This is a genomic window from Streptomyces sp. NPDC047315, from assembly GCF_040643215.1.
In the GTDB taxonomy this organism is placed as follows: Bacteria; Actinomycetota; Actinomycetes; order Streptomycetales; family Streptomycetaceae; genus Streptomyces.
The window spans coordinates 1-13,740 of sequence record NZ_JBEYTZ010000074.1 but is presented as its reverse complement, the minus strand read 5'-3'; the positions used below and the strand labels follow the sequence as shown (position 1 = coordinate 13,740).

12 protein-coding genes are annotated in these 13,740 nt (G+C 71.9%); 9 read left to right on the top strand and 3 right to left on the bottom strand.

Going from position 1 to position 13,740, the window contains the following annotated elements:
- Positions 1–290: 290 nt before the first annotated feature.
- Positions 291–962: a pirin family protein gene (locus ABZ842_RS38300; RefSeq protein ID WP_361548343.1), complete on the bottom strand. Its 672-nt coding sequence runs from the start codon at positions 960–962 to the stop codon at positions 291–293.
- A gap of 93 nt (positions 963–1,055) precedes the next feature.
- On the opposite strand from ABZ842_RS38300, the gene ABZ842_RS38295 reads away from it, so the two are divergent.
- The 5 genes from ABZ842_RS38295 (at position 1,056) to fabF (ending at position 5,970) form a co-directional block, all read left to right on the top strand.
- On the top strand, positions 1,056–2,240 hold the full coding sequence (locus tag ABZ842_RS38295) for a helix-turn-helix domain-containing protein (protein WP_361548334.1): 1,185 nt from the start codon (positions 1,056–1,058) through the stop codon (positions 2,238–2,240).
- Between the two features lie 89 nt (positions 2,241–2,329).
- Entirely contained in the window at positions 2,330–3,262 is a 933-nt protein-coding gene (locus ABZ842_RS38290; protein ID WP_361548331.1) for an ACP S-malonyltransferase, read from the top strand.
- Positions 3,263–3,290: 28 nt separating this feature from the next.
- Entirely contained in the window at positions 3,291–4,292 is a 1,002-nt protein-coding gene (locus tag ABZ842_RS38285; protein ID WP_361548328.1) for a ketoacyl-ACP synthase III, read from the top strand.
- Between the two features lie 78 nt (positions 4,293–4,370).
- Positions 4,371–4,619: an acyl carrier protein gene (locus ABZ842_RS38280; RefSeq protein ID WP_361548325.1), complete on the top strand. Its 249-nt coding sequence runs from the start codon at positions 4,371–4,373 to the stop codon at positions 4,617–4,619.
- 88 nt (positions 4,620–4,707) lie between these two features.
- Positions 4,708–5,970 carry a beta-ketoacyl-ACP synthase II gene (gene fabF / locus ABZ842_RS38275; protein WP_361548322.1) on the top strand — a complete coding sequence of 421 codons (1,263 nt, stop codon included), beginning with the start codon at positions 4,708–4,710 and terminating at the stop codon, positions 5,968–5,970.
- A 95-nt stretch (positions 5,971–6,065) separates the two neighbouring features.
- On the opposite strand, the gene ABZ842_RS38270 is transcribed toward fabF, so the two are convergent.
- On the bottom strand, positions 6,066–6,560 hold the full coding sequence (locus ABZ842_RS38270; RefSeq protein WP_361548319.1) for a DUF3145 domain-containing protein: 495 nt from the start codon (positions 6,558–6,560) through the stop codon (positions 6,066–6,068).
- A gap of 424 nt (positions 6,561–6,984) precedes the next feature.
- Here ABZ842_RS38270 and ABZ842_RS38265 point away from each other — a divergent pair, with 424 nt between their 5' ends.
- The 3 genes from ABZ842_RS38265 (at position 6,985) to ABZ842_RS38255 (ending at position 10,004) form a co-directional block, all read left to right on the top strand.
- Complete coding sequence (locus ABZ842_RS38265; RefSeq protein WP_361548340.1) at positions 6,985–7,860, top strand: SGNH/GDSL hydrolase family protein; 876 nt, start codon at positions 6,985–6,987, stop codon at positions 7,858–7,860.
- Between the two features lie 220 nt (positions 7,861–8,080).
- Positions 8,081–9,262: a pyroglutamyl peptidase gene (locus tag ABZ842_RS38260; RefSeq protein ID WP_361548337.1), complete on the top strand. Its 1,182-nt coding sequence runs from the start codon at positions 8,081–8,083 to the stop codon at positions 9,260–9,262.
- A 31-nt stretch (positions 9,263–9,293) separates the two neighbouring features.
- Positions 9,294–10,004: a carbon-nitrogen hydrolase family protein gene (locus tag ABZ842_RS38255; protein WP_361548316.1), complete on the top strand. Its 711-nt coding sequence runs from the start codon at positions 9,294–9,296 to the stop codon at positions 10,002–10,004.
- Between the two features lie 37 nt (positions 10,005–10,041).
- On the opposite strand, the gene ABZ842_RS38250 is transcribed toward ABZ842_RS38255, so the two are convergent.
- The gene (locus ABZ842_RS38250; RefSeq protein ID WP_361548313.1) at positions 10,042–10,860 is read right to left on the bottom strand and encodes an EI24 domain-containing protein; all 819 of its coding nucleotides are present in this window, start codon (positions 10,858–10,860) and stop codon (positions 10,042–10,044) included.
- Between the two features lie 196 nt (positions 10,861–11,056).
- Between ABZ842_RS38250 and ABZ842_RS38245 the strand changes: the two genes are divergently transcribed.
- Entirely contained in the window at positions 11,057–13,630 is a 2,574-nt protein-coding gene (locus ABZ842_RS38245; protein WP_361548310.1) for a M14 family zinc carboxypeptidase, read from the top strand.
- Positions 13,631–13,740 lie beyond the last annotated feature (110 nt).

The following is a 13,740-nucleotide window of genomic DNA, read 5'->3' as shown; positions in this document are numbered from 1 at the left end:
GTGCCCGCAGGGCACGGGGGGCGGAACTGCGCGACAAGCCACAGACGAGCCGCAGGGACCAACGTGCCCGCAGCGCAACGGCGGTTTGTCAGGGGCGCGAGGAACTGCGCGCCCAGCCACAGACGCCCCGCAGAATCCCATGCTCCCGCAAGGGGCAAGGGTTTTAGGGGCGCTGGGGGTCCCCCCGTGCCCGCAGGGCACAGGGGGCGGAACTGCGCGAACAACCACAGATCAGCCGCAGAGAACGACGCGCCCGGCAACGACGCCCGCAGCCCCGTCACGCAGTGGCGTCACCCGGGGAAGCTCCAGGTCAGGACCTCCGCGGGGCGCGGGCGCACCGCGGCGAGCGAGACACCACCCGCGTCCACCAAGCGCGCCGCGTCGCCCGGCGACAGCACCTCGTCGTCGTCAGCCGTCCGCACGGACACCTCGCCGCGCACCACGTGCACGTACGCGCGCGACGCCGGCGCCAGGCAGGCCCGCTCCCCCGGGCTCAGCCTGTGGACGTGGAGGACCGCGTCCGCCCGCGGGAGGGCGTACGGCGTGCCCGCCGGGAGGGCGCGTACGACCTCGTACGACGGGGCGCCGCCGAACTCGCCCGGTGCGAGCCACATCTGGACGAACACCAGCGGGACCCCGCCCGCGTTGCGCTCCACGTGGCGCACCCCCTCGCCCGCGCTCAGGCGCTGGACGTCACCCGGGCGCACCACCGTCGCGCGGCCCGTGGAGTCCTCGTGCGTGAGCTCGCCCTCGACCACCCAGGTCACGATCTCCGTGTGGCTGTGCGGGTGTTCGGCGAAGCCGGCGCCGGGGGCGAGGCGCTCCTCGTTGCAGGCGATCAGGCTGCCGAAGCGGAGGTTGTCGGGGTCGTAGTGGCCGCCGAAGGAGAAGGCGTGCGCGCTCTCGATGCCGGCGGTCGGCTCCCCGCCCGGGTACCGCTGCGCGGCGCGTCGTACGTCGATCACACCGGCAACCGTAGCCTGCGCGCCGGCGGCAGCGGCGGCACTTGTGCCCCGGCAATCCGTCCCCGCCCTCGGATAAGGCAGTCTTGTCACGTGCCCGAACCTGGATCGAACGACGCCCACCCCCATTCCGCGACCCTGAAGCGACTGGAACAGTCGTCGGGGCGCCTCGCGGCGAACGCCATCGCACGGATGGACGAGACGCTGCCGTGGTACCGGGCGATGCCCCCGGAGAACCGTTCGTGGATCGGCCTGGTGGCGCAGGCCGGCATCGCCGCGTTCACGGAGTGGTTCCGGCATCCGGAGACCCCGCAGGCCATCTCGACGGACGTCTTCGGCACGGCGCCGCGGGAGCTGACCCGGGCGATCACCCTGCGGCAGACCGTGGAAATGGTGCGCACCACCATCGAGGTCATGGAGTCCGCGATCGAGGAGGTCGCCGCGCCCGGCGACGAGGCGGTGCTGCGCGAGGCACTGCTGGTGTACGCGCGGGAGATCGCCTTCGCGACCGCCCAGGTGTACGCGCAGGCGGCGGAGGCCCGCGGCGCCTGGGACGCCCGGCTGGAGTCGCTGGTCGTCAACGCCGTGCTCTCCGGCGAGGCGGACGAGGGCGCGGTGTCGCGCGCCGCGGCCCTGGGGTGGAACGCGCCGGAGCACGTGTGCGTCATCCTCGGCACCGCGCCGGACGGGGACAGCGAACTGACGGTGGAGGCGATCCGGCGCGCCGCGCGGCACGCCAAGCTCCAGGTGTTGACGGGCGTGTTGGGCAACCGCCTCGTGGTGATCGCGGGCGGCAGCGACAACCCCCTCCAGGTGGCGAAGGCGCTGATCGGGCCGTACGCGGCGGGCCCCGTGGTGGCGGGCCCCGTGGTGCCGGACCTGCTGGCCGCCACCCGCTCCGCCCAGGCCGCCGCGGCCGGGTTGAAGGCGTGCACGGCCTGGCAGGACGCGCCGCGCCCCGTGCTCGCGGACGATCTCCTTCCGGAGCGCGCGATCGCAGCCGATCCGGCGGCGCGGGAGCAGTTGGTGGAGGAGATCTACAGACCGCTGGAGGAAGCGGGCTCCGCGCTGCTGGAAACGCTCAGTGTGTACCTGGAGCAGGCGAGCAGCTTGGAGGGGGCGGCGCGGATGCTCTTCGTGCACCCCAACACCGTGCGCTACCGGCTGCGACGTGTGACTGACGTCACCGGCTGGTCACCCTCCGACGTCCGGTCGGCGTTCACCCTGCGAATCGCGCTCATCCTCGGACGCTTGGCCGACGGAGATCACCAGTCCTAGACTTTTGTTGGACACCAACAATTCCCCCAACGGTTCTTCGTCCCTGTCCCCACGGGCGTCGGGGACCGCTCACAAGAGAGAGTGTGAGGGTGCTCGTACTCGTCGCTCCCGGCCAAGGCGCTCAGACGTCCGGCTTCCTGACCCCCTGGCTCGACCTCCCCGGTGTCGCCGACCGCCTCGCGGCCTGGTCGGACGCCTTGGAGTTCGACTTCACCCACTACGGCACGAAGGCCGACGCGGACGAGATCCGGGACACGGCCGTCGCGCAGCCCCTGCTGGTGGCAGCCGGTCTGCTGTCCGCCGCCGCCCTCGGTGACGGCACGCCCGTCGTCCCCGACGCGGTGGCCGGCCACAGCGTCGGCGAGATCACCGCCGCGGCCCTGGCCGGCGTCTTCGACGACGAGGCCGCGCTCCGCTTCGTACGCACCCGCGGTCTGGCGATGGCCGAGGCCGCCGCCGTCACGGAGACGGGCATGTCCGCCGTGCTCGGCGGGGACCCGGACGCCGTGCTCGGACACCTCGAAGGTCTCGGGCTGACCCCGGCGAACGTCAACGGCGCCGGCCAGATCGTGGCCGCCGGCACGATGGAGCAGCTCGCCGCGCTGTCCGCGGACCGCCCGGAGAAGGCGCGCGTCATCACGCTGAAGGTGGCCGGCGCGTTCCACACGGCGCACATGGCTCCCGCGGTTGCCACACTGGAAGGAGCGGCAGCGGAGCTGACCGTCTCGGATCCGGTGCTCCCGTACGTCTCGAACAAGGACGGCGCGGTCGTCACCGGCGGCGAGGAGGTGCTTGCGCGGATCGTCGGGCAGGTCGCCAACCCGGTCCGCTGGGACCTGTGCATGGAGACCTTCCGCGAGCGCGGCGTGACCGCGCTGATCGAGGTCTGCCCGGCCGGTACGCTCACCGGTCTCGCCAAGCGGGCGCTGCCCGGCGTCAAGACGCTGGCGCTGAAGACCCCGGACGACCTGGAAGCGGCCCGCGCCCTGATCGCCGAGCACGCCGGCCGGTCGGCGGCCTGACGCAGCCTGGACAAGGAGAGCCGTACAGATGGCGAAGATCAAGCCCGGTAAGGGCGCTCCCTACGCGCGGATCATGGGGGTCGGCGGCTACCGCCCGGTGCGGGTCGTCCCGAACGACGTGATCCTGGAGAAGATCGACTCGTCGGACGAGTGGATCCGGTCGCGCTCCGGCATCGCCAGCCGCCACTGGGCCTCCGACGAGGAGACCGTGACCGCGATGTCCGTCGAGGCGTCGGGCAAGGCGCTCGCGGACGCGGGCATCGAGCCGCACCAGATCGGCGGCGTCATCGTCTCCACCGTTTCGCACTTCAAGCAGACCCCCGCGGTGGCCACCGAGATCGCGGACCGGATCGGCGCGTCGAAGCCCGCCGCGTTCGACATCTCCGCCGGCTGCGCCGGCTTCGGCTACGGGCTGACCCTGGCCCGGGGCATGATCACCGACGGCTCCGCGGAGTACGTACTGGTCATCGGCGTGGAGCGGCTGAGCGACCTCACCGACCTGGAGGACCGTGCGACGGCCTTCCTGTTCGGTGACGGCGCGGGCGCGGTCGTCGTGGGCCCGGCGAGCGAGCCGATGATCGGCCCGACGGTGTGGGGCTCGGAGGGCGACAAGTCCGAGACCATCAAGCAGACCGTGCCGTGGACGGACTACCGCGACGGCACCGTGGCCCGGTTCCCGGCGATCACCCAGGAGGGCCAGGCGGTCTTCCGCTGGGCCGTCTTCGAGATGGCGAAGGTCGCCCAGCAGGCGCTGGACGCGGCCGGGATCAGCGCGGACGACCTGGACGTCTTCATTCCGCACCAGGCCAACATGCGGATCATCGACTCGATGGTGAAGACACTGAAGCTGCCGGAGCACGTCACGGTCGCCCGTGACGTGGAGACCACCGGCAACACCTCGGCCGCCTCGATCCCGCTCGCGATGGAGCGGCTCCTGGCGACCGGGCAGGCCAAGAGCGGCGACACGGCGCTCGTCATCGGCTTCGGGGCGGGTCTCGTCTACGCCGCAACGGTCGTTACCCTCCCCTAGTCACCGGATCTTCCGGACCGGCACCGGATCCTCCGGACGCCACACCTCTGACACCGAAAAGAATCGAAGGAGCGCCACATGGCCGCCACTCAGGAAGAGATCGTCGAAGGTCTCGCGGAGATCGTGAACGAGATCGCCGGCATCCCGGTCGAGGACGTCCAGCTGGACAAGTCCTTCACCGACGACCTGGACGTCGACTCGCTGTCCATGGTCGAGGTCGTCGTCGCCGCCGAGGAGCGCTTCGACGTGAAGATCCCCGACGAGGACGTCAAGAACCTCAAGACGGTCGGGGACGCCGCCAACTACATCCTCAAGCACCAGGGCTGATCACCAGCCGGAGCCAGGGCGCGCTGGTCGCCACCCTCGGTGGCGTCGTAAGACTCGCACCCCCATACAACGTGGAGAGAGAAATCCTGTGAACTCGACCAATCGCACCGTGGTCGTCACCGGTATCGGCGCAACCACACCGTTGGGTGGCGACAGCGCAACGACCTGGGAGGGCCTGGTCTCCGGGCGCTCCGGAGCGAAGCACCTGGAAGAGGAGCGCTTCGCCGAGCTGTCCGTCCGGATCGCCGCGCCCGTCGCGGTCGAGCCGGGGGACGTGCTGCCCCGTCCCGTCGCCCGCAAGCTGGACCGCTCGGCGCAGTTCGCGCTGATCGCGGCCCGCGAGGCGTGGGCGGACGCGGGTTACACCGCTCCGGCCGGCGAGGGCGACGCGGTCGACCCGGACCGGCTGGGCACGGTGATCGCCTCCGGCATCGGCGGCGTCACCACCCTGCTCGACCAGTACGACGTGCTCAAGGAGAAGGGCGCGCGCCGGGTCTCCCCGCACACCGTGCCCATGCTCATGCCGAACAGCCCGTCGGCCAACGTCGGCCTGGAGGTCAACGCACGGGCCGGGGTGCACACTCCGGTGTCGGCGTGCGCGTCCGGCGCGGAGGCCATCGGGTACGCCGTGGAGATGATCCGCACCGGTCGTGCGGACGTCGTCGTGGCGGGCGGCACGGAGGCGGCGATCCACCCGCTGCCGGTGGCCGCGTTCGCCAACATGATGGCGATGTCGAAGAACAACGACGAGCCCGAGAAGGCGTCGCGCCCCTTCGACACCGCCCGGGACGGCTTCGTCCTCGGCGAGGGCGCCGGCGTGATCGTCCTGGAGTCGGCCGAGCACGCCGCCAAGCGCGGCGCCAAGGTCTACTGCGAGGTCCTGGGCCAGGGCCTGTCCGCCGACAGCCACCACATCGCCCAGCCGGAGCCGACCGGGCGCGGCATCGCCGCCGCGGTGCGCGGCCTGGTGGAGACGACGGACCTCAAGCCCGAGCAGCTCGTGCACCTGAACGCGCACGCGACGTCCACCCCGCTCGGTGACGCCGCCGAGGTGAAGGCGCTGCGCCAGGTCCTCGGCGACGACCTGGACCACATCGCGATCAGCTCGACGAAGTCGATGACGGGCCACCTCCTCGGGGGCGCGGGCGGCGTGGAGACCGTGGCGACGGTCCTCGCGCTGTACCACCGCCTGGCTCCCCCGACGATCAACGTGGACAACCTCGACCCCGAGATCGAGGCGGACGTGGTGCGCGGCGAGGCGCGGGCGCTGCCCGACGGCACGATCGCCGCGATCAACAACTCGTTCGGCTTCGGCGGCCACAACGTGAGCCTGGCGTTCCGCTCGGTGTGAACCGCCGCGGGTGAACCGTCGCTGGCGCAGTGGCAGGGCCCGTACGTCCCTCGTGGACGTACGGGCCCTGTCGTCGTCTCAGCAGGGGCAGAAGGTCAGACGACCTGGTGGAGCCAGCGGACGGGCGCGCCCTCGCCGGCGTAGCGGAACGGTTCGAGCTCGTCGTCCCAGGGCTTGCCGAGCAGCTTGCACAACTCGGCCTCCAGGTCCGTCTCGCCCTGCGCAGCGCGGACCATCGCGGCGCGCAGCCGGTCCTCGGGGATCAGGATGTCCCCGTGGATGCCGGTGACGGCGTGGAAGATGCCGAGTTCCGGGGTGGCGCTGTAGCGCTCCCCCTCCGCGGTGGCCGAGGGCTCCGCGGTCACCTCGAAGCGCAGCAGGTGCCAGCCGCGCAGCGCCGAGGCCAGTTTGGACGCGGTGCCGACCTCGCCGCGCCAGGACAGTTCCGCTCTCCAGGTGCCCGGGGACGCCGGCTGACGGATCCAGTCGAGCTGCACCCGTACGCCGAGCACACCCGCGACCGCCCATTCGACGTGCGGGCACAGCGCGCGCGGGGCGGAGTGGACGTAGAGAACGCCGCGTGTCGTCACCGGGACCTCCAGTGTGGGACGAGGGTCGCCTTCCCAGCGGTCTCAGTAAACATCATCAGGAGTGAATCTCCACAAAAGGGACAGCATGTGACGTGATGTAATTTACCGGAGCCGACGGGCACGACGCCTCTGGGCCGACGGGGAAAAGCTACCGTGAGTGGGTGCCCACGGGGTGACGTAATGTCGGTCCGGAGGGCGGTACGCACCAAGCTTTCACTCGGCAGGACCTCGGGGGCATCGACACGGAGGGGACACGGGGATGCGCGAGAAGCGCACGGGGCGCACGGGGGAGCCGTACGAGCCCGCAGCCAGAACCACAGCCACCACCGACACCACCACAGCCACGACCACGTCCAGGCTCGGTTCCGGGTCCAGGTCCGGGTCCCGGTCCGGCGTCGGCGCCGGATCGAGCAGCCGCAAGCGGATGAGGACCCGTACGTACGCACTGGGCCTCGGCGCCCTGCTCGCCGCCGGCACCCTCACCGCCTGCGAGGACCCCTCGGAGCCCGAGACGAAGGGCGCGCCCGCCAAGAAGCCCGCGGTCGTCTGGGACCGCAGCCCCGGCTCCATCGCGGCCGTGGGCGACTCCATCACCCGCGGCTTCGACGCCTGCGTGGTGCTCTCCGACTGCCCCGAGGTGTCCTGGGCGACCGGCACGGACGCCAAGGTGCAGAGCCTGGCGCTACGGCTGCTCGGCGAGCCCGCCGCGATCTCCCAGCGCAGCTGGAACTACGCCCGCACCGGCGCCAAGGTCGTCGACCTGCCCGCCCAGATGGCCAAGTCCGCGAAGCACCGGCCGGACCTGGTGACGGTGTTGGTGGGCGCCAACGACGCCTGCGCGGACTCACCCGAGGAGATGACCCCGGTGGCGGACTTCCGCGCGTCGTTCACCACCGCGCTGCAGGATCTGCGCCGCGCCGCGCCCAAGACCCAGGTGTACGTGTCGAGCGTGCCGGACCTGAAGCGGCTGTGGCAGACGGGCCGGGACAATCCGCTCAGCCGGCAGATCTGGAAGCTCGGCATCTGCGCGTCGATGCTGGCGGAGCCGCAGGACGTGAGCGCCAAGGCGTCCGCGCGCCGGACGTCGGTGCAGAACCGGGTGGTGGCGTACAACTCGGTGCTCAAGGACGTGTGCGGCAAGGACCCGCGGTGCCGGTACGACGGCGGCGCGGTCTTCGACTACCGCTTCGACGACCAGGAGCTGAGCCGCTGGGACTGGTTCCACCCGAACAAGAACGGGCAGGGCGAGCTGGCCGAGATCGCGTACCGGAACATCACGGCGGCCCGACCGCCGAGGTGACCCGGGGGTGCGCGACGGGGTCGTAGCGTCGTAGCGAGCGGGGCCGTGGCCAGCCGTGCCGTAGCCAGCGGGGCCGTTGCGAGGTGATACTTCCGCCACCGTCAACGGAAGGATCACCTCGTTGTCTTCGTCACCCGCCGCCTCTTCTGCTGCGTCCCCCGTACGGATCAGAGCCGTCGGCACGGCCGCCGTCACCGTCGTCCTTTCGTTCGCCCTGGCCGTGCCGGCGCAGGCCGCCGCCCCGACGGCGGAGCCGGCCGCGGCTCCCGGGCCGGTCACCGTCGAGGAGGCGCGCCTGGAGCGGGCCGTACCGCAGGAGATCCTGCGGCGCAGCGGCTTCGACTCCGTGGCGCCCTCCTTCGCCCGGTCCCTGACCGGGGCGACGTCGTACCGCCAGGCGGAGAAGGCCGTCGCGCGGCACGCGGGCGCGCTGTGGCAGCGGGCCGTCGACCGGGCGCAGGGGCGCGGGCCGCTGCTCGGCGACCTGAGCCGGGACGACGACCGACCGCTGTACTGGGCGCGGCTGGGGATGACGCGCGAACTGCGGCAGTGGCAGCCCTCCTTCGAGTTCTCCGAAGCGGACCGCGCCCGGCTCCTGGACCGTCTGGAGCGTGCCTCGCGCGGCCAGGACTCCCTCGACCTGCCGAGCAGCGGCAAGCGGTTCAAGCGGATCGTGATGACCGGCTTCGACCCGTTCACGCTCGACCGCGACGTACGGATCAGCAACCCGTCCGGCGCCACGGCGCTCGCGCTGGACGGAACGGTGCTCCAGACGGCCGACGGCCCCGCCCGGATCGAGACGGCCGTCTTCCCCGTCCGCTGGGCGGACTTCGCCGACGGCACGGTGGAGCGGACCCTGCGGCGCCAGCTCCCGAAGGCGGACCTGTTCACGACCGTGAGCCAGGGCCGGCCCGGCCGCTTCGACATCGAGCGGACCAACGGCGCCTGGCGCGGCGGCTTCGGCGACAACGACAACGTGTCGCGGCTGGAGGTCGTCCCGGTGCGCGATCCGGCCACCCAGCCGCAGTGGACGTCGTCGACGCTGCCGCACGCGGCGATCGTGGCCGCACAGACGGGCCGCTTCCCGGTGTACGACAACACGTCCGTGACGGAGATACCGGCCGGCGGCACCACCGCCGTGGTCCGCCCAGACGGCCCGACCCCCGGCTCCACCGCGCGCGCGGGCGGCGGCGGCGACTACCTGTCGAACGAGATCGCCTACCGCGCCACGCTGCTGCGGGACAGGCTGGACCTGAACGTCCCCGGCGGCCATGTGCACACCCCCGTGCTGCACTTCGGCGCGGGCAACACGACGCAGGTCACCGACCCGGAGTTCGTCCGCAACCGACTGGACATCATCGCGCAGGTACGGGAGATCATCCGGGTCGCGGCAGCGCAGTGAGCTGCACCGCGGGCTGGGCGATGATGTGCGCATGAAGATCGCAGCAGCGCAGTTCGAGCCCGTGCCCGGCGACGTCGAGGCCAACGTCCGCACGATGGCGGAGCTGGTCCGCACGGCCGCCGGGCAGGGCGCCCGGCTCGTCGTCTTCCCCGAGTTGTCGACGACGGGGTACTTCCTCTCGCTCCTCGCCCGCGACCCGGCGCTCACGCTCGACGAGGACGACGCCCGGCTGGCTCCACTGCGCGAGGCGTGCCGGGAGGTCGCCACGGCGGCCGTGGTCAACGCAGCGGTGCGCACGGCGTCGGGCCGGCCGGCGGTCACCTCGTTGGTCTTCGGCCCGGACGGCGAGCTGCTGACCCGCTACGACAAGCAGCACCTGCACGGCGCGGAGGGGGACGTGTTCGTCGCGGGCGGTCGCGACGGCCACTTCGCCCTCGACGGCGTCGGCTTCGCCCTGGCCGTCTGCTACGACAACCGCTTTCCGGAGATCGCCGCCCGCGCACGGGCGGCGGGGGCGACGGCGTACCTGGCGAGTTCGGTGCTGGAGATCGGCAACGACTCGTTCGATTCGGTGTATCCCGTACGCGCGAGGGACAACGGCCTGTACGTGCTGCTCGCGAACGCGCTGGGCACGAACGAGGGCGGCGCGTGCGCCGGCGCGAGCGGGGTGTGGTCCCCCGAGGGCGCCCTCCTGGCGACGGCTGGCGCCACGCAGGGCTGCGTGACGATCGACCTCGCGTAGCCCCCGCCCCGCCGAAGCGTGCGGCCTTTACGCGGTACTACGCGTACGGGTTCGGGCCAGGCTGCTGGACCTGCGCGGGCTGCTCCCCCACCGCACCCGCGCCCCCCGCCACGCTCTCGTTCTCCCCCAAGAGGTCCCGCACCATCAGCGTCGCCCCCGCCACCGCCCCCGGCATCAGGAACACCGCCACGAACGGCACCAGGAACGCCAGCGTCAGCGGCACGCCGAAGCCGAGCACCATCATCCGACGGCCCCGCAACAGCACCAGCCGCTGGCGCAGTTCGACACCGCGGCGCTGGAGCGCCACCGCCGTGAGCTCCTCCGCGAGGAAGAAGCCGGACACGCAGAAGCCGATCGCGGGGATCACCGTCTGCCCGAGCACCGGCACGAAGCCCAGCGCGAACAGCAGCACCCCGTACAACGCCACCCGCACCAGGATCCGCAGGGAGTCCCGGGCCGAGATGAGCAGGTCACGCCAGAGCGACAGGCCCGACTCGGGCACCTCGCCGCCCTCGGAGCGGTCCACGTCCTCCGACAGCGACTCGTAGAAGGGCTGGCCGATCAGCAGGGTCACCGCGGTGAAGGTGATCACCGCGAGGAAGAGCCCGAAGGCGAACGCGAGCGCCGTCAGGGTGCCCCGGAAGATCCCGAGCCAGGGCGATGACCAGTCGTCGGCGAACGGAGTGGCCCACCCCACGAGGTCGTCCGCGCCGAACGCGAGCCCGACGAGCGCCCCCGCGTACAGCACGAGGGTGATCAGTCCGGGCAGCAGCCCGATGCCGAACTGGCGGCCGTGGGCGCCGACCCAGCGCTGGCCCTTGAGGAGATAGCCGAAGCCCCTGGCGAAATCACGCATGTCGTCACCCTAAGGCCCGCTCCGGCCCCGGTCCGAGCGCGCTTTGAGCGCTGAGGTCCGTAATACGTGCTGTATACCCCTTGATTGTTCCAGAGTTGAACCGGTAGACCCTGCGTCAACGACAGCCGTGACTCGTGCGCCCCACCTGCGCACTCCCGTCACAGCCGTCGCACCCTCTACCCCGGAGGCACCACGCATGGGCATTCCCAGATCCGCTCTGGTCACCACCGCGGCGCTCGCCGTCGCCGTCCTCCTCGCGCCCGTTCCGGCCGTCGCGCTGCCCGGTGAGCCGGGCGGCCCGGCCGATGCGCCGGGTCGCGAACTGCGCGGCGACCGCGACCCCGTACGCGACAAGGGCGCGACCGACTCCGCGCCCGCCCGCGGCAGCCTGGGCACGGCGCGCAACGCCCTGGAGGCGGGGGCGCCGTCCTTCCACCGGCCCGGTGGATATCCGCGGCGCACGGCCCTGAAGGAGCCCGCGGCCAACCCGGCGGACAAGTCGATCAAGCTGGGCCTCGTCCCGTACCACTCCATAGCCCCCAAGCTGAACGAGCTCCAGAAGATCGGGGACCGGGTCAGCGTGGAGGTCGCCGGCAAGTCCGCGACCGGGAACGACCTCTACCTGGTGACGGTGACCGCGCCGGAGAGCTCCCGCGAGGCGCGCGAGCAGGAGCGAATGCGGGAGCGAATAGAGAACGCGCCCGCCGTCGCCGCGCGGGACGCGCACCTCAAGAAGGCGTACAAGACGCCGGTCTTCATCAACAACAACATCCACGGCAACGAATGGGAGGGCACGGACGCGGCCCTGAAGCTCATCGAGGAGCTGGCGAAGGCCAAGGACGCCAAGACCCTCTCGCTGCTGGCGAAGAACCGGATCTATCTCAACGTGACCGCCAATCCGGACGGCCGGATCGCGGGCACCCGGGCCAACGCCAACGGCTTCGACCTGAACCGCGACTTCATCACCGCGACCCAGCCCGAGACCCGGGCCATCCGGCAGATCGCCATCGACAAGCAGCCCGCGGTCATGCTGGACCTGCACGGCTATGTGAACGGCACCCTGATCGAGCCGACGACCCCGCCGCACGGGGAGAACTACGAGTACGACCTCTTCCTGAAGAACGCCTACGCGAACGCGCTCGGGATGGAGAAGGCCGTGAACGCCCTCGGCTACACCGCCGAGAAGGACGGCGTGCTGCCGGCGGAGATCCCCTTCCGCGACTCGGCGGAGGGCTGGGACGACTGGCCGCCCATCTTCACCCCGCAGTACATGCCGTTCCAGGGCGCGGTGGCCTCGCACACCATCGAGTTCCCGATGCGGGTCAACGGCAGCTCCTACGACAGCCTTTCGGTGGCGGAGCTGCGGCGCCGTTCGTCGATCAACACCGCGATCGCGGGTGCCGCGATGCGCGCCACCCTCGACTTCACCCTCACCAACCGCACGCAGGTGCTGGCCGACCAGATCGAGACCTTCCGGCGCGGTGCGGCGGGCGAGGCCCAGCGGCCGGTGTCGCCGGAGACCGTGCCGGGGGTGCCCGGCATCGGTCCGGAGGACGTGTACACCACCACCTTCCCGCGCGCGTACGTCATTCCGGCGGGGACGGGGCAGCGCAGCTCGGTGGCCGCGGCACGGCTGGTGGACCACCTCGTCGCGAACGACGTGCGGGTGGAGCGGGCGGTGCTGCCGTTCAAGCTGGGCGGCCGGTCGTACCCGGCGGGGTCGTACCTCGTGGACATGAAGCAGCCGAAGCGCGGCATCGCCAATGTGATGCTCGCCGAGGGCCGGGACATCAGCGGTGACGTGTCGACGATGTACGACATCTCGGGCTGGAGCCTGGGGCTGCTGTGGGGCGCCACGGTGGAGAAGGTCTCCGGCGGCGGGGACCTTCGGGTCATCAGCCGGCCGGTGCCCGCGGCGGCTGCGACCGGCTACGTCGCGCCGCGGGGCGATCTGAAGCTGCGGATGGACGACCCGAAGGAGCTGGCGGCGCTCAACTCGCTGCTCGCGCAGGGCGTTTCCGTACGGCGTACGGACGACGGCGCGGCGATCGTCCCGGCGTCGGCGCGCAAGGCGGCGAAGGTCGCGGCGGAGCGCTACGGCGTGGTCTTCGCGGCGACGAAGGAGCGCGGCGTCGCACTGCTGGAGCGGGTGCGGGTGGCCGCCTCGGTGACGTCGGGCGAGCAGTTCGCCCTGCGGGAGATGGGCTTCGAGGTGGTGCCGGTGTCGACGGCGTCGCTGAACGCGGGCTTCGACTGGTCCGGTGCGGACGTCCTGATGGTGTCGACCGGGCTGAACCACGCGGGGCTGACCCAGGCCGCCCGGGACGCCTTCGCCGCGAGCGGTGCGGGCTTCGTCGGGATCGGGCAGGTCGGCGCCGCGTTCGGCAAGGCGGCGGGGCTGATCTCCGCCACGGCCGTGGAGGGCAACGGCGACGCGAACGGCGTGGTGCGCGTGACGGGGGCGGGCGGTCCGCTGACCGCCGGCGCGCCGGGTCACAGCTTCGTGTACTCGCCGGTGTGGTTCACCGAGCTGGGCGCGGGCGTGCGCGTCGACCAGTCGTACGCCACCGGGAACCCGCTGGTGTCGGGCCACTGGCGGCCGACGGCCGGGGGCACGGGCGGTCCGTCGGACGCCGCGGGCAGGCCGTCGATCGTCAGCGCGACGGGGCCGGGCGGGGTCCCGGCGGTGCTGATCGGCACCGAGCCGCTCTTCCGCGACCATCCGAAGGGCTCCTTCGCTCAGGTCGGACGGGCGCTGATCACCCGCTGACCGACGCCTGGTGACGGGTCGGCCGGGGCCGTCGAAGGCGGCCCCGGCCGACCCGGGGGCCGCATCCGTTCGCAGATCGGAAGAGCGTCGGGGAGGGAGAGAGGGTTTGT